The sequence below is a fragment of the Streptococcus sp. CF4-3 genome (assembly GCF_024295385.1).
GTDB classification, from domain to species: domain Bacteria; phylum Bacillota; class Bacilli; order Lactobacillales; family Streptococcaceae; genus Streptococcus; species Streptococcus infantis_I.
Map to the genome: position 1 here is coordinate 23924 of NZ_JANCPN010000004.1, position 14909 is coordinate 38832.

Here is a 14909-nt window from a genome sequence, read left to right on the forward strand (position 1 = left end):
CTGTAAGATTGGGTCCATCTCAAATGAGAGAAGAAAACATGATTCTCAAGGGAGTGCCCTTTATCGCACAACCTGTTACAGGAGCTATCTGAGACAGGAATGAGAGATAGGAGAAATCCTATAATTGAGGTGGCACCGCGAATTTCGTCCTCACGCAAGTTATTTTGCGTGGGGATTTTTTGTAGAATCAACACGGGATTTAAGAAGAACTGAAAGGGAAATTACAATGGAACGAATCATTCATGGAGATGTTTTATCACCAATCTTGGCTTACATGCGCTTGAACGGACAACACAAGGTTATACTTGAAAGTATCCCGAGAGAAAAGGAAAATGCTCGATTTTCTATCTTGGCCTATAATCCAGTTTTTGAGATTAAGTTCGAAAATGGAGTTCTTTATCAAAATGGGCAAGTCATTGATCGTGATCCCTTGGATTTCCTTTATGAAGTGACTCATAAGAGCCAGCACCATTCAGACCTACCTTTTGGTGGTGGAGCGATTGGCTTTGTTGGTTACGATATGATTTCTCTCTATGAAGAAATTGGCCAGCTCCCTGAGGATACGATTGGTACGCCAGATATGCATTTCTTCGTATATGAGAGTTATATAGTTTTTGACCACAAGAAAGAAAAAATTCATATCATCGAGGATGCTCTTTACAGTGATCGAAGCAATGAAGAACTAGAAGCAGCTTTGGATCAAGTTTTAGAGGAGTTGAAAATCCCTGCTCCAAATGAATTTGAAGATTTGGACCTTTCTCCACTTCAGTTTAGACCACATATTGCATCTCAGAAATTTGAAGAAATGGTAGAAACAGCTCGCGACTTGATTCGCAATGGAGATATGTTCCAATGCGTGCTCAGTCAACGTTTCTCAGCAGAAGTAACTGGAAATCCTTTTGACTTCTACAGAAATCTCCGAGTGACAAATCCATCAAATTACCTCTACTTTTATGACTTCGGAGATTATCAAATCATTGGTGCCAGTCCTGAGAGTTTGGTTTCCGTCAAGAATGGCATCGTGTCAACCAATCCAATTGCAGGGACACGACCTAGAGGTGCCAATGACGAGGAAGATGCAGCACTTGCAAGTGATCTACTTTCTGATGAAAAGGAAACGGCAGAACACCGAATGCTAGTGGATCTAGGACGCAATGATATCGGTCGAATTGCTGAAACAGCAAGTGTCCAAGTAACCAAGTATATGGAAGTGGAACTTTTCCGCTATGTCATGCATTTGACCAGCGTGGTTAAAGGACGTTTGCTTCCAGAACTGACTGCCATGGATGCCTTGAAAGCGACTCTTCCAGCAGGAACAGTATCGGGGGCACCAAAGATTCGGGCTATGAAACGCATCTATGAGTTGGAAACAGAGAAGCGTGGTGTTTATGCAGGAGCTATCGGTTACCTATCAGCAACTGGAGACATGGACTTTGCCATTGCTATTCGAACCATGATTCTTAAAAATAAAACAGCCTACGTACAGGCTGGGGCAGGAATTGTTTATGATTCTATCGCTCAAAACGAATACCAAGAAACCATTAATAAAGCTAAATCTATGACTAGAATGGGAGAACTAAGACCATGATTTTATTGATTGATAATTATGATTCATTTACCTATAACTTGGCTCAATACATTGGGAATTTCGCAGAAGTTCAGGTTTTGAGAAATGATGATCCAAACCTTTATGAAGTAGCTACAAAGGTAGATGGACTGGTTTTTTCTCCTGGCCCAGGTTGGCCAGCTGATGCTGGGAAGATGGAAGAAATGATTCGTGATTTTGCAGGTAAGAAACCTATTCTAGGGATTTGTTTAGGGCACCAAGCCATCGCAGAAGTCTTTGGTGGCAAGTTGGGCTTGGCTCCAAAAGTCATGCATGGCAAGCAGAGTCAGATTCGATTTGAGACTCCATCCGTTCTCTATCAAGGAATCGAGGATAATCGTCCAGTCATGCGTTACCACAGTATTTTAATTGAAGAGATGCCAGAAGAGTTTGAAGTGACAGCTCGTTCGACAGATGACCAAGCCATTATGGGGATTCAACACAAAACCTTGCCGATTTATGGCTTGCAGTATCATCCAGAAAGTATAGGAACGCCAGATGGCCTATCTTCTATTCAGAATTTTATCGAGAAAGTTGTAAAGTGAGGAAGACAAAATGAAAGAAATTATTGAAAAATTAGCGAACTTTGAAGATCTATCAGGTGTTGAAATGACGGATGTGATCGAACGCATCGTGACAGGGCGAGTGACAGAAGCACAAATCGCTTCTCTACTGTTAGCCCTTAAGATGAAGGGAGAAACACCTGAGGAAAGAACAGCCCTCGCCCAAGTTATGAGAGGACATGCTCAACACATTCCAACCAACATTCAAGATGCTATGGATAACTGTGGTACAGGTGGAGATAAGTCATTTAGCTTCAACATTTCTACAACTGCAGCCTTTGTCTTGGCAGGTGGTGGCATCCACATGGCTAAACATGGAAATCGCTCTATTTCTTCTAAATCTGGTTCAGCAGATGTCTTGCAAGCTTTGGGAATCAATATTGACCTCAAGCCAGCACAATTAGGTAAAGTATTTGATCAAACAGGAATTGTCTTTCTCTTTGCCAAAAACATGCACCCAGCTATGAAATATATCATGCCGGCACGCTTGGAATTGGGAATTCCAACCATCATGAATTTGACAGGTCCACTCATTCACCCAATGGTCTTGGAAACACAGCTTCTAGGAATCAGTCGTCTTGAACTTCTGGAAAGTACTGCTCAGGTTTTGAAAAACATGGGTCGCAAACGTGCTATCGTAGTAGCTGGTCCAGAAGGATTAGATGAAGCTGGTTTGAATGGTACTACCAGCATTGCCCTTCTTGAAAATGGAGAAATCACTTTGTCAACCTTTACTCCAGAAGATTTGGGAATGGAACGCATTGCCATTGAGGACATTCGTGGTGGTAATGCTCATGAGAATGCAGCCATTCTTGTTAGCGTTCTTAATAACGAACCAAGTCCATTCTTGGAAACAACAGTCTTAAATGCTGGCCTTGGTTTTTATGCCAATGGTAAAGCAGACAGTATCAAGGACGGAGTTGAATTGGCACGTCAAGTGATTGCCAGTGGTAAGGCTCTTGAAAAACTTAGACTATTACAGGAGTACCAAAAATGAGTCAGGAATTTTTATCACGTATTCTAGAGCAGAAGGCGCGTGAAGTTGAAAAGATGGAACGAGAGGAACTTCAGCCCTTGCGAGAAAGCTATCGTTTGGCTGAATATTTGAAAAACCATCAAGAACGTCTGCAAATTATTGCAGAGGTCAAGAAGGCGAGTCCAAGTATGGGTGATATCAATCTGGATGTGGATATCGTTCAACAGGCCCAGGCTTACGAGGCTAACGGCGCTGTTATGATTTCTGTTCTGACAGACGAAGTTTTCTTCAAAGGTCATTTGGATTATCTTCGTGAGATTTCCAGTCAGGTAGAGATTCCGACGCTGAACAAGGATTTTATCATCGATGAAAAGCAAATCATCCGTGCTCGCAATGCAGGTGCGACAGTTATCTTACTCATCGTAGCGGCTTTATCAGAAGAACGGCTCAAGGAACTGTATGACTATGCGACAGAGCTTGGACTAGAAGTTTTGGTGGAAACTCATAATCTGGCTGAACTAGAAGCTGCTCACCGTCTTGGCGCTCAAATTATTGGTGTCAACAATCGTAATTTAACAACCTTTGAAGTAGACTTACAGACCAGTGTAGACTTGGCCAAACACTTCAAGGACGATTGCTTGTATATTTCTGAATCTGCCATTTTTAAAGAGGAGGATGCAAAACGTGTTGCACCCTACTTTAACGGAATTTTAGTAGGAACAGCCCTCATGCAGGCAGAAAATGTAGCCCAGAGAATCAAGGAGTTGCAGATTGACAAAGGTTAAGATTTGTGGACTATCGACCAAAGAAGCGGTAAAAACAGCTGTGTCGGCTGGAGCAGACTACATTGGTTTTGTCTTTGCTCCTAGCAAAAGACAGGTGACCGTAGAACAAGCCATAGAGCTGGCTGAGATTATTCCTAGCCATATTCAAAAGGTTGGAGTATTTGTTTCACCCAGTCGGACAGAACTGTTAGAAGCGGTAGACAAAGTTGGTTTGGACTTTGTACAAGTTCACGGTCAGGTAGTAGAAAAACTATTTGAAAATTTGCCTTGTGGCAGCATTCAGGCTGTTCAAGTTGATGGGAATGGCCATGTGCCCAATTCTCAGGCAGACTATCTCCTCTTTGATGCACCTGTGGCAGGAAGTGGTCAGACCTTTGATTGGGAGCAACTGGATACGACAGAACTATCTCAGCCTTTCTTCATCGCAGGTGGGCTCAATGAGGATAATGTAGAAGAAGCTATTCAACACTTTACTCCCTTTGCAGTAGATGTGTCAAGCGGAGTAGAAACAGACGGACAAAAAGATCATGAAAAGATTAGAAGATTTATAGAGAGGGTAAAGAATGGCATATCAAGAACCAAATAAAGATGGATTTTACGGGAAATTCGGTGGACGTTTTGTCCCAGAAACATTGATGACAGCAGTATTGGAATTAGAAGAGGCTTATCGTGAAAGTCAGGCAGATCCAAGTTTCCAAGAGGAGTTAAACCAACTTTTGCGCCAGTATGTAGGTCGTGAAACTCCTCTTTACTACGCAAAAAACTTGACCCAGCATATTGGCGGAGCCAAGATTTATCTTAAACGTGAAGACCTCAACCATACAGGTGCCCACAAGATTAACAATGCCTTAGGACAAGTTTTACTGGCTAAACGCATGGGCAAGAAGAAAATTATCGCTGAAACAGGTGCTGGTCAGCATGGTGTAGCAACTGCAACAGCTGCGGCACTCTTTAACATGGAATGTACCATCTACATGGGTGAGGAAGATGTCAAACGCCAAGCCCTCAATGTTTTCCGCATGGAGCTTTTAGGAGCTAAGGTAGAGGCAGTGACAGATGGTTCGCGCGTGCTCAAGGATGCAGTCAATGCAGCCCTTCGTTCTTGGGTAGCCAACATCGATGATACCCACTATATCCTTGGTTCTGCCTTGGGGCCTCATCCTTTTCCAGAAATTGTGCGTGATTTTCAAAGTGTTATCGGTCGAGAAGCTAAACAACAGTACCGTGACTTGACAGGGCAAGATTTGCCAGATGCCCTAGTAGCCTGTGTTGGTGGAGGTTCGAATGCTATCGGTCTCTTCCATCCATTTGTGGAAGATGAATCTGTAGCTATGTATGGAGCTGAAGCGGCAGGACTTGGTGTGGATACAGAGCATCACGCAGCTACCTTGACCAAGGGTCGCCCAGGAGTTCTTCACGGTTCTCTCATGGATGTTCTCCAAGATGCCCATGGACAAATCTTAGAAGCCTTCTCTATCTCAGCAGGTTTGGACTACCCAGGTATCGGTCCAGAACATTCTCATTACCACGATGTCAAGCGTGCGACCTATGTTCCTGTGACAGATGAGGAAGCCTTGGAAGGCTTCCAACTCTTGTCTCGTGTGGAAGGGATTATCCCAGCTTTGGAATCTAGTCACGCTATCGCCTTTGCGGTGAAATTAGCCAAAGAACTTGGTCCAGACAAGTCTATGATTGTCTGTCTATCAGGTCGCGGAGACAAGGATGTAGTTCAAGTTAAAGACCGCTTGGAAGCAGACGCAGCAAAGAAGGGAGAAGCTCATGCCTAAGACACTAACAGAAAAATTGAATGCAATTAAAGCAGCAGGAAAGGGAATTTTCGTTCCCTATATCATGGCTGGAGACCATGAAAAAGGTTTGGCTGGTCTCGCTGAAACAATCCACTTTTTAGAAGACTTGGGTGTTTCTGCCATTGAAGTGGGAGTTCCCTTTTCAGACCCTGTTGCAGATGGTCCTGTTATCGAAGAAGCAGGCTTGCGCAGTCTAGCTCGCGGAACCTCTACCCAGGCTTTGGTTGAAACCTTGAAAACCATTGAAACAGAAATCCCGCTTGTCATCATGACCTACTTTAACCCCCTCTTTCAGTATGGTGTTGAGAAATTGGTTAAAGATTTAGCAGATACAGCTGTTAAAGGTTTGATTATCCCAGACCTTCCTCATGAGCACGCTAACTTTGTAGAGCCCTTTTTGGCGGATACAGACCTTGCCTTGATTCCACTTGTCAGCTTGACGACAGGAATTGAGCGTCAAAAGGAACTCATTGAAGGGTCAGAAGGATTTGTCTATGCCGTTGCTATCAATGGGGTCACAGGGAAATCAGGAAATTACCGAGATGATTTGGACAAGCACTTGTCTCAACTTCATCAAGTGGCTGACATTCCAGTTTTGACAGGATTTGGTGTATCCACCGAGGATGATGTAGAACGATTTAATGCAGTATCAGACGGCGTCATCGTCGGTTCCAAGATTGTTAAGGCTCTGCATGAAGGACAAGTAGCAGAAATCGCTGACTTTATCCGAGAAGCAGTAGCTTCCCAAAAATAATCACACAAGTAGCAAGCAAGAGGAAGGGCACAAAAGGAAGTCTTTCCTTTTTCTTTAGTAGGAGAAAGGCTAGAATGCCAGTAGTGGAAGCAAATTGAATTAAAATTAGAAGTTCTGTAAGTGTAAATACGAGTGCACAAGAGGCCAGAAAAAGAAAATCACCTGCCCCAATGCGAATATCAATAACATGGGAAATGATTCCAAGAACTAGGAAGAAAGCCATGATTAGATTCCAACTACAGCAAACCATGAGGATTAAGTGAAAAATTAGCCAAACGAGCAAGGGATATTCCTGATGACGAAAGTCGTAGATGCCCAAAGTTAAGCCGGCAGTTACCAGTATGATTTGACTCAAAGTTAGAAATCCCCAAGAAAAAGTTAGAAAGAATAGCCCCAAGAATAACTCAAAGAAAGCATACCAGACAGGATAGCGAACCTTGCAGTAACGACAGCGAAAATTACTAATCACTTGAGAAATAATCGGAATCAAATCCAGTGGTCTCAAACGAGTCTGACAAGAATCACAATGACTAGCAGGGAAAACAATGGATTGCTCAGGGAAACGATCAATGACCAATCCAAGAAAGGAAGCAAAAATAGCTCCAACAAGAAAAAAGTAAAGGTGAATCATACTTATTAATTCGGAAAAAATAAGAGAAAGAGTATAATAGTTGGATAAAGGAGAAATTTTAGGAGCAAATATGAAAATTCACTTTGAAAAAGGACTTCAGATAGAAAATGCCCAACTCATTTGTCGCTGGTCTAATGCTTTGGGAGAAAGTTTTCAGAAGCAATGGATGGGACCCAAAATTTCTTATCCCTTGATTGTCCAATCCTTACAAAAGCTGGAGGGAATTTTTTCCATTTTTGTTGAAGAAGAGTTTGTAGGCGTCATCCAGAAAATCAGGCTAGAAGACAGGAATCTTCATATCGGGAGATTTTTTATCAATCCCCAGAAACAGGGGAAAGGATTAGGTCGAAAAGCTTTCCAGTACTTTCTTCAAGAAATGTTTGAAAATGAAGAAATAGAAAGTATTTCCCTAACGGTTTTTGAGTCCAATCAAAGAGCAAAAAATCTTTACCAAAAAGAAGGATTTGAAATCGTTCAAACCATTGAAGTTCCAGAACGTAAATATATAATGAGGAAATCGAGGCAAGGACTAGTTGATATCTAAAACTATCCCCGTACAATTTTTGGTTTTCAAACTTGTTGCAGAGAAATTTTCTTGATAAAATAGATATATGACTAGATATAAAGCAATCATTTCCTATGATGGCTACGCCTTTGCTGGTTTTCAACGGCAACCACACGCGCGTAGTGTCCAAGAGGAAATTGAAATAACTTTAACCAAATTAAATAAAGGGCAGGCCATTACCATCCATGGTGCAGGGCGAACGGATAGTGGTGTTCATGCCTTAGGGCAGGTCATCCACTTTGATCTCCCCTATCAGATGGATGAGGAAAAACTTCGCTTTGCTCTTGATACCCAAAGTTCTGAAGACATCGATGTGATTTCGATTGAGATTGTGGCTGATGATTTTCATTGCCGTTATGCCAAGCATAGCAAGACCTACGAGTTTATCGTGGATAGAGGGCGTCCTAAAAATCCTATGAGACGTCATTATGTCACCCACTATCCATATCCACTTGATGTGGAACGGATGCAAAAGGCTGTAAAGAAATTAGAAGGAACCCATGATTTTACCGGTTTTACTGCTGCCGGAACCAGTGTGGAGGACAAGGTAAGAACGATCACGGAAGCCAGTCTTAGGGTTGACGAGACCGGTCAATTTTTGACCTTTACCTTCTCTGGTAATGGCTTCCTCTATAAGCAGATTCGAAATATGGTCGGGACCTTGCTGAAAATTGGTAATAACAGAATGCCGATAGAGCAGATTGACCTGATTTTGGAGAAAAAAGACAGACAGTTGGCAGGTCCAACTGCAGCACCCAATGGTTTGTATTTGAAGGAGATTCGTTATGAAGAATAATCGTATTTTAGCACTTTCAGGAAATGATATTTTTAGTGGTGGTGGACTAGCTGCTGACCTTGCGACCTATACTTTAAATGGTTTACATGGTTTTGTAGCTATGACTTGCTTGACTGCCTTGACAGAAAATGGATTTGAGGTCTTTCCGACAGATGAGACTATTTTCCAACAACAGTTGGATAGTCTCAAGAGCGTAGACTTTGGAGGGATTAAGATTGGTCTCTTACCGACTGTTGGTGTTGCTGAGAAAGCTCTTAACTTTATCAAGGAACGTACAGGAGTTCCAGTGGTATTGGATCCAGTTCTCGTTTGTAAGGAAACGCATGATGTTGCAGTCAGCGAGCTTTGTCAAGAGTTGATTCGCTTTTTCCCTTATGTATCTGTGATTACTCCTAACCTTCCTGAGGCAGAATTGCTAGCAGGCCAAAAGATTGAAACCTTGGACGATATGAAGGCTGCGGCTCAAAAATTACATGACTTGGGTGCACCAGCAGTCATTATTAAAGGTGGGAATCGCCTTAGTCAGGATAAGGCTGTGGATGTCTTTTATGATGGAGTGAATTTTACCATTTTTGAGAATCCAGTCTTAGAAGGACAAAATGCAGGTGCTGGTTGTACCTTTGCCTCAAGCATTGCCAGCCAGTTAGTCAAGGGAGAGGAGCTATTACCTGCGGTTGAGAGTTCCAAAGCCTTTGTTTACCGTGCCATTGAACAAGCAGATCAGTATGGAGTAAGACAATATGAAGCAAACAAAAACAAGTAAAATCGCTCTAGTATCCATCTTAGCAGCCCTATCCGTAGTTTTGGGCTATTTCGTAAAAATCCCAACACCAACAGGATTTCTAACTCTTTTGGATGCTGGAATATTCTTTACGGCCTTTTACTTTGGGAGTCGAGAAGGAGCTGTTGTCGGAGGATTAGCAGGATTTCTAATTGACCTGATTTCAGGTTATCCTCAGTGGATGTTCTTCAGCTTGATTTTCCATGGTTCGCAGGGATATTTGGCAGGTGTTAAAGGGAAATGGCAGTGGCTAGGATTAGTCTTGGCAACCATCATCATGGTGGCAGGTTACGCTTTTGCATCGGCTTGGATGAATGGTTGGGGAGCAGCCCTACCAGAAATCGTCCCAAATCTTGTGCAAAATATCGTTGGTATGACAGTAGGCTTTCTTCTTTGTCATAGTGTGAAGAAAGCTAGATAATAGTAAAAAGAGCAATCCTCCAAGGGAACTATTGAAAAAACTCTGATTTTTTGCTAAAATGAAAGCTATGAAAACACTCTACGATGTGCAGCAATTTCTTAAACAGTTCGGCATTCTTGTCTATATGGGCAAACGCCTCTATGATATTGAACTAATGAAGATAGAACTTTCTCGAATCTACGATGCTGGCTTGATGGATAAGCTGGATTATCTAGAAGCGGAGGCTGTTCTTCGCAGAGAGCACAAACTAGAATTAGACTATTTAGAAAAAAATGGAGATTAGATATTATGGTAACTTGGGTATTATGGGGACTTGTAGTGGCGGTGTTGGCATGGATGGGATACAACTATCTTCGTATTCGCCGTGCAGCAAAAATTGTTGACAATGCAGAGTTTGAATCTTTGATTCGTACAGGTCAGCTAATTGACTTGCGTGAGCCAGCTGACTTCCACAGAAAACATATCCTCGGAGCTCGTAATATTCCTTCAAATCAATTGAAGACAAGTCTTGCAGCTCTTCGCAAGGATAAACCTGTCCTTCTATATGAAAACCAACGTGCGCAACGTGTAACAAATGCAGCACTTTTCTTGAAAAAACAAGGTTTCTCAGAAATCTATATCCTCTCTTACGGATTGGATTCTTGGACAGGGAAGGTCAAGACCAGCTAATCTTATGTAAAAAGCTGTCGAATGATAGGATGGAGCTATTATTTTATAGTATAATTAATTTGTATTAAATTTTAAGAAGTTTTTCAATATGCAAGAAAAGAAAAAAACTGCACGTAATTTAGGTATCCTATCTATTGTGCTCGGTTTGCTATCTCCAATTGTACGTCTGATTTTGGGAATTTTGATTTACTTTGGCTATGGCTATCGTCATTCGGAAATAGAAGTGAAAGAAAAGTAGTGTAAAAAAGTTTTTTTAAAACAGAAAACAGAAAGTAGAAGGAGAAAAGAATGAAGAGTGTTAATCTAACGAAAAAAAAGAAAGTTTGGCTGATTGCGCTTGCTTTACTTGCCCTGATCTTACTAGCCATTGTGATCAATATCCAGCTGAATCAACCCGAACATATGAGCGCTGACTATGTTGGCCTTTGGAAGTCAAGGTGGCATGAGGAAAATAAAGAATGGCTCTATCCTCTGAAGAATATCTGTCTTGTTATTTTGGCAGTTCTAGCTGGTTCGGGTCTCATGATTGCATTTTCCAAGAGTGAGAAATGGAAATAAGATTTATGAGAATGAGGCAATTCAGCCCGATGTTCTAACAGACCAGTCTTTAGAAGAGGCGGAGTCCTGGTTGAAGAAACAGTTAGGAGAATAGTTTATTGAAAGAGGCTGGGACAAAAGTCCTAGCCTCTCAGACCGAAGACAAACATTCCAAATGGTGTTTGTCTTTTTCTGTTTGTCAGGCTAAAATGCCATCTTTTGCTAGAATAATGGTCATTTGAACAAAATAAAAAGTTTTCCCCACCCTCATTTTTACTAGTTTTTTGAGATTCAAACACGCTAAAGTAAGCCCAACCTTATCTTCCATCTTGGACTTGCCTTTCTCTCTTGTATATATGAAAACCAACGTGCACAACGTGTTACAAATGCAGCACTTTTCTTGAAAAAACAAGGTTTCTCAGAAATCTATATCCTCTCTTACGGATTGGATTCTTGGACAGGAAAGGTGAAATCTAGTTAACAATGTGAAAACAACTTGTCACATATGTTTAATATAGAAAACCGATTTTTTATGGTATAATAATTTATATAAATTTTAAGGAGTTTTTATTATGCAAGAAAAGAAAAAAGCATCGCTTGTTTTAGGTATCCTATCTATCGTCCTTGGTTTGTTATCTCCAATCGTAGGTCTTATTTTGGGTATCATTGGATTAGTATTGGGGAATTCACACCAAAATCAATCTGGACTAAATTATAAAACAGAAAAAATTCTCAATATCGTAGGGATTGTTATTTCAGTCCTTAACTGGATTGCAGGATTCATTTTGATGATGCACTAATCAGGATTCTAACAAAAAAAGCTTTATTTTTAAAGCTTTTTTGTTTTATCTACTTTTCGTTAAGTGGATTTTAATCATTTTTAGTTCTTCTTGTTTCAATAAATTGGTTAACATAGTACAAAAATGCTACTAAATAAATAAATCAAATTTTTATGGTATTATTAATGAGTATCAAAATTAAGGAGTTTTTATAAAATGAATGCGCAGCAAAAGAAAAAACACTCACTCATTTCAGGTATCCTATCTATTGTCCTCGGATTACTAAATCCATTCGTAGGCCTGTTTTTGGGTATCGTTGGTCTAGTCTTGGCTATCTCACTTCAAAAAGAACCTGAACTAGACTATAAAAAAGAACGAACTCTCAATATTGTAGGTATTGTCATTTCTGTTCTTAACTTTATTTTAGGTATCATGCTATTCATACGCTAAAGAAGATTTTAAAAAGCTTTATGTTTAAAGCTTTTTTGTTTTATTCACTTTTATCTAAATAGTTTTTAATGATTTTCAATTCCTCTTGATTCAAGGGTCGGTATTGACCTTCTGCTAGATCAGAATCTAATAGAAAATCTCCGAACTGAACTCGTTTGAGGGCAGTGACCTTGACACCAACTGAGAGGAACATTTTCTTGACCTGATGAAATTTCCCTTCAGAGATGGTGATGGTGGCTTGGCTGAGACTAGTGCTTGAAGATAGAATCTCAAGCTGAGCAGGTTTACAAATAGTTCCATCAAGAAAGACAATCCCGTTTTTGAACTGATGGATGTGTTCTGGTGTGAGCAAGCCGTTCACCTCAACTTGATAAGTTTTATCGACATGATATTGAGGGTGGAGAAGTTGAAAACCTAGAGGGCCATTATCCGTTAAGAGGAGGAGCCCCGTCGTATCTCGATCTAGCCGACCGATAGCATAGAGTTGGTCTGATTGGAGGTATTGAGGTAGTAAATCCATAACCGTTGGGAGCTTCTTGTCCTTGCTTGCTGTCACGACACCATTTGGTTTGTGAAGCATGAGATAGGTATGCTCATATCCTTGGATTTTTCTACCCTGAAAAATCAACTCTTGTAATCCCGTATCAACATTCTGTGCAAGGGAAGTAGCAGGGACTCCATCTACTAAGATTTCTTTTTTGAGAAGAGCCTGTTTCATAGATTTTCGACTGATTTTTTCCTGGGCTAATAAATTATCTAAACGCATACCAGCCTATCTTATCACAAGTCGGAATTTTTGAAAAGAAAAGATAAGTCATGAATTTTCTTTTGAAAACATTTACACTTACTTGAGTTAAGTCATTTGCTTAAAATTGTGGTATAATTGCTCAGTTAGAAAATAAATTTTTGAATATAACAGAGGAAATCATGACAAAATTAAGAGAAGATATCCGTAATATCGCGATTATCGCCCACGTCGACCACGGTAAAACAACCCTCGTTGACGAATTATTAAAACAATCTGAAACTCTTGATGCGCGTACAGAATTAGCTGAACGTGCAATGGACTCAAACGATATTGAAAAAGAGCGTGGAATTACCATCCTTGCGAAAAATACAGCCGTTGCCTATAACGGAACTCGTATCAATATCATGGACACACCAGGACACGCGGACTTCGGTGGAGAAGTTGAACGTATCATGAAAATGGTTGACGGTGTAGTCTTGGTAGTGGATTCCTACGAAGGTACTATGCCTCAAACTCGTTTCGTATTGAAAAAAGCATTGGAACAAGACCTTGTCCCAATCGTTGTTATCAATAAAATTGACAAACCATCAGCTCGTCCAGCAGAAGTAGTGGATGAAGTTTTAGAACTTTTCATCGAACTTGGTGCAGATGATGATCAGCTTGACTTCCCAGTAGTCTATGCTTCAGCAATCAACGGAACATCTTCATTGTCAGATGATCCAGCCGACCAAGAAAAGACTATGGCGCCAATCTTTGATACCATTATTGACCACATTCCAGCTCCAATCGATAACTCAGATGAGCCACTTCAATTCCAAGTGTCTCTTCTTGACTACAATGACTTCGTTGGTCGTATCGGTATCGGACGTGTCTTCCGTGGTACTGTTAAGGTCGGAGACCAAGTTACTCTTTCTAAACTTGATGGTACAACCAAGAACTTCCGTGTTACAAAACTCTTTGGTTTCTTTGGTTTGGAACGTCGTGAAATCCAAGAAGCTAAGGCTGGTGACTTGATTGCCGTATCAGGTATGGAAGACATCTTCGTTGGGGAAACAATCACTCCAACAGATGCAGTTGAAGCTCTTCCAGTTCTTCACATCGACGAACCTACTCTTCAAATGACCTTCTTGGTTAACAACTCACCATTTGCTGGTCGCGAAGGTAAATGGGTTACTTCTCGTAAGGTTGAAGAACGTCTTCAAGCTGAGTTGCAAACAGACGTATCTCTTCGTGTAGATCCAACAGACTCACCAGATAAGTGGACAGTTTCAGGACGTGGGGAATTGCACTTGTCAATCCTCATCGAGACTATGCGTCGTGAAGGTTATGAGCTTCAAGTATCTCGTCCAGAAGTTATCGTCAAAGAAATCGATGGTGTGAAGTGTGAGCCATTTGAGCGCGTGCAAATCGACACACCAGAAGAATACCAAGGATCTGTTATCCAAAGCCTTTCTGAACGTAAGGGTGAAATGTTGGATATGATTTCAACTGGTAATGGTCAAACTCGTTTGGTCTTCCTAGTTCCTGCGCGTGGTTTGATTGGATACTCAACTGAGTTCTTGTCAATGACTCGTGGTTACGGGATCATGAACCATACCTTCGATCAATACTTGCCATTGATTCCTGGGGAAATTGGTGGACGTCACCGTGGTGCCCTTGTTTCTATCGATGCTGGTAAGGCTACAACCTACTCTATCATGTCTATCGAAGAACGTGGGACTATCTTTGTCAACCCAGGTACTGAGGTTTACGAAGGAATGATCATCGGTGAAAACTCTCGTGAGAATGACTTGACTGTTAATATCACGAAAGCAAAACAAATGACTAACGTTCGTTCAGCTACTAAGGACCAAACAGCGGTTATCAAAACTCCTCGTATCTTGACACTTGAAGAATCACTTGAGTTCTTGAATGACGATGAGTACATGGAAGTAACGCCTGAATCGATTCGTTTGCGTAAGCAAATCCTCAACAAGGCAGAGCGTGAGAAAGCAAACAAAAAGAAAAAATCAGCTGAATAAGAGCTAGAAAGAGATAAAG

At 41.1% G+C, this 14909-nt stretch carries 20 protein-coding genes, 2 pseudogenes and 1 other annotated feature (1 of these 23 cut by a window edge); of the genes and pseudogenes, 19 read left to right on the top strand and 3 right to left on the bottom strand.

Going from position 1 to position 14909, the window contains the following annotated elements; translation table 11 throughout:
• Nucleotides 1-155 (top strand) — a binding site (T-box leader); it begins 71 nt to the left of the window's first position.
• Between the two features lie 71 nt (nt 156-226).
• From trpE to trpA, 7 genes are read left to right on the top strand one after another with little or no spacing between them, the layout of a single operon-like run.
• Nucleotides 227-1588 (top strand): anthranilate synthase component I, encoded by a 1362-nt coding sequence (trpE, locus tag NML75_RS04580; protein ID WP_254730626.1) that lies wholly within the window; start codon nt 227-229, stop codon nt 1586-1588.
• Nucleotides 1585-2151 carry an aminodeoxychorismate/anthranilate synthase component II gene (locus tag NML75_RS04585; RefSeq protein WP_254730623.1) on the top strand — a complete coding sequence of 189 codons (567 nt, stop codon included), beginning with the start codon at nt 1585-1587 and terminating at the stop codon, nt 2149-2151. Before trpE ends, NML75_RS04585 begins: the two co-directional genes overlap by 4 nt.
• Before the next feature lie 10 nt (nt 2152-2161).
• Complete coding sequence (gene trpD, locus NML75_RS04590) at nt 2162-3166, top strand: anthranilate phosphoribosyltransferase (protein ID WP_254730619.1); 1005 nt, start codon at nt 2162-2164, stop codon at nt 3164-3166.
• The gene (gene trpC / locus NML75_RS04595) at nt 3163-3930 is read left to right on the top strand and encodes an indole-3-glycerol phosphate synthase TrpC (protein ID WP_254804167.1); all 768 of its coding nucleotides are present in this window, start codon (nt 3163-3165) and stop codon (nt 3928-3930) included. The genes trpD and trpC overlap by 4 nt, the downstream gene beginning before the upstream one ends.
• Nucleotides 3917-4516, top strand: coding sequence for a phosphoribosylanthranilate isomerase (locus NML75_RS04600; protein WP_254730613.1), 600 nt, complete (start codon nt 3917-3919; stop codon nt 4514-4516). Before trpC ends, NML75_RS04600 begins: the two co-directional genes overlap by 14 nt.
• On the top strand, nt 4494-5717 hold the full coding sequence (gene trpB / locus NML75_RS04605) for a tryptophan synthase subunit beta (RefSeq protein ID WP_254730612.1): 1224 nt from the start codon (nt 4494-4496) through the stop codon (nt 5715-5717). The genes NML75_RS04600 and trpB overlap by 23 nt, the downstream gene beginning before the upstream one ends.
• Complete coding sequence (gene trpA / locus NML75_RS04610) at nt 5710-6492, top strand: tryptophan synthase subunit alpha (RefSeq protein ID WP_254804168.1); 783 nt, start codon at nt 5710-5712, stop codon at nt 6490-6492. The genes trpB and trpA overlap by 8 nt, the downstream gene beginning before the upstream one ends.
• Here trpA and NML75_RS04615 read toward each other — a convergent pair.
• The gene (locus NML75_RS04615) at nt 6461-7123 is read right to left on the bottom strand and encodes a prepilin peptidase (RefSeq protein WP_254804169.1); all 663 of its coding nucleotides are present in this window, start codon (nt 7121-7123) and stop codon (nt 6461-6463) included. The genes trpA and NML75_RS04615 overlap by 32 nt on opposite strands.
• Before the next feature lie 70 nt (nt 7124-7193).
• Here NML75_RS04615 and NML75_RS04620 point away from each other — a divergent pair, with 70 nt between their 5' ends.
• The 8 genes and pseudogenes from NML75_RS04620 (at nt 7194) to NML75_RS04655 (ending at nt 10913) form a co-directional block, all read left to right on the top strand.
• Entirely contained in the window at nt 7194-7667 is a 474-nt protein-coding gene (locus NML75_RS04620; RefSeq protein ID WP_049494320.1) for a GNAT family N-acetyltransferase, read from the top strand.
• A 67-nt stretch (nt 7668-7734) separates the two neighbouring features.
• Nucleotides 7735-8484: a tRNA pseudouridine(38-40) synthase TruA gene (gene truA / locus NML75_RS04625; RefSeq protein ID WP_254804170.1), complete on the top strand. Its 750-nt coding sequence runs from the start codon at nt 7735-7737 to the stop codon at nt 8482-8484.
• A complete protein-coding gene (locus NML75_RS04630) occupies nt 8474-9247 on the top strand; it encodes a bifunctional hydroxymethylpyrimidine kinase/phosphomethylpyrimidine kinase (protein ID WP_254804171.1) in 774 nt (257 codons plus the stop codon). The genes truA and NML75_RS04630 overlap by 11 nt, the downstream gene beginning before the upstream one ends.
• On the top strand, nt 9225-9686 hold the full coding sequence (locus tag NML75_RS04635) for an ECF transporter S component (protein WP_254723929.1): 462 nt from the start codon (nt 9225-9227) through the stop codon (nt 9684-9686). Before NML75_RS04630 ends, NML75_RS04635 begins: the two co-directional genes overlap by 23 nt.
• Before the next feature lie 58 nt (nt 9687-9744).
• A complete protein-coding gene (locus tag NML75_RS04640) occupies nt 9745-9969 on the top strand; it encodes a YqgQ family protein (protein WP_024053574.1) in 225 nt (74 codons plus the stop codon).
• A gap of 5 nt (nt 9970-9974) precedes the next feature.
• The gene (locus tag NML75_RS04645; RefSeq protein ID WP_254804172.1) at nt 9975-10355 is read left to right on the top strand and encodes a rhodanese-like domain-containing protein; all 381 of its coding nucleotides are present in this window, start codon (nt 9975-9977) and stop codon (nt 10353-10355) included.
• Nucleotides 10356-10443: 88 nt separating this feature from the next.
• Nucleotides 10444-10539, top strand: a pseudogene (locus tag NML75_RS04650) (DUF4190 domain-containing protein); the annotation flags it as partial.
• Nucleotides 10540-10643: 104 nt separating this feature from the next.
• Nucleotides 10644-10913: a hypothetical protein gene (locus tag NML75_RS04655; RefSeq protein WP_254804173.1), complete on the top strand. Its 270-nt coding sequence runs from the start codon at nt 10644-10646 to the stop codon at nt 10911-10913.
• Between the two features lie 178 nt (nt 10914-11091).
• Here NML75_RS04655 and NML75_RS08815 read toward each other — a convergent pair whose 3' ends face one another.
• The gene (locus tag NML75_RS08815) at nt 11092-11220 is read right to left on the bottom strand and encodes a hypothetical protein (RefSeq protein WP_302851156.1); all 129 of its coding nucleotides are present in this window, start codon (nt 11218-11220) and stop codon (nt 11092-11094) included.
• A 24-nt stretch (nt 11221-11244) separates the two neighbouring features.
• Between NML75_RS08815 and NML75_RS04660 the strand changes: the two are divergent.
• The 3 genes and pseudogenes from NML75_RS04660 to NML75_RS04670 form a co-directional block, all read left to right on the top strand.
• Nucleotides 11245-11373 (top strand): annotated as a pseudogene (locus NML75_RS04660) (rhodanese-like domain-containing protein); the annotation flags it as partial.
• 91 nt (nt 11374-11464) lie between these two features.
• Nucleotides 11465-11692 carry a hypothetical protein gene (locus NML75_RS04665; RefSeq protein WP_016465489.1) on the top strand — a complete coding sequence of 76 codons (228 nt, stop codon included), beginning with the start codon at nt 11465-11467 and terminating at the stop codon, nt 11690-11692.
• A 195-nt stretch (nt 11693-11887) separates the two neighbouring features.
• Nucleotides 11888-12121, top strand: coding sequence for a DUF4190 domain-containing protein (locus NML75_RS04670; RefSeq protein ID WP_254804174.1), 234 nt, complete (start codon nt 11888-11890; stop codon nt 12119-12121).
• A gap of 40 nt (nt 12122-12161) precedes the next feature.
• On the opposite strand, the gene NML75_RS04675 is transcribed toward NML75_RS04670, so the two are convergent.
• Nucleotides 12162-12887 (bottom strand): 16S rRNA pseudouridine(516) synthase, encoded by a 726-nt coding sequence (locus NML75_RS04675; RefSeq protein ID WP_254804175.1) that lies wholly within the window; start codon nt 12885-12887, stop codon nt 12162-12164.
• Nucleotides 12888-13048: 161 nt separating this feature from the next.
• On the opposite strand from NML75_RS04675, the gene typA reads away from it, so the two are divergent.
• A complete protein-coding gene (gene typA, locus NML75_RS04680; protein ID WP_004251427.1) occupies nt 13049-14890 on the top strand; it encodes a translational GTPase TypA in 1842 nt (613 codons plus the stop codon).
• The last annotated feature ends 19 nt before the right edge of the window (nt 14891-14909 follow it).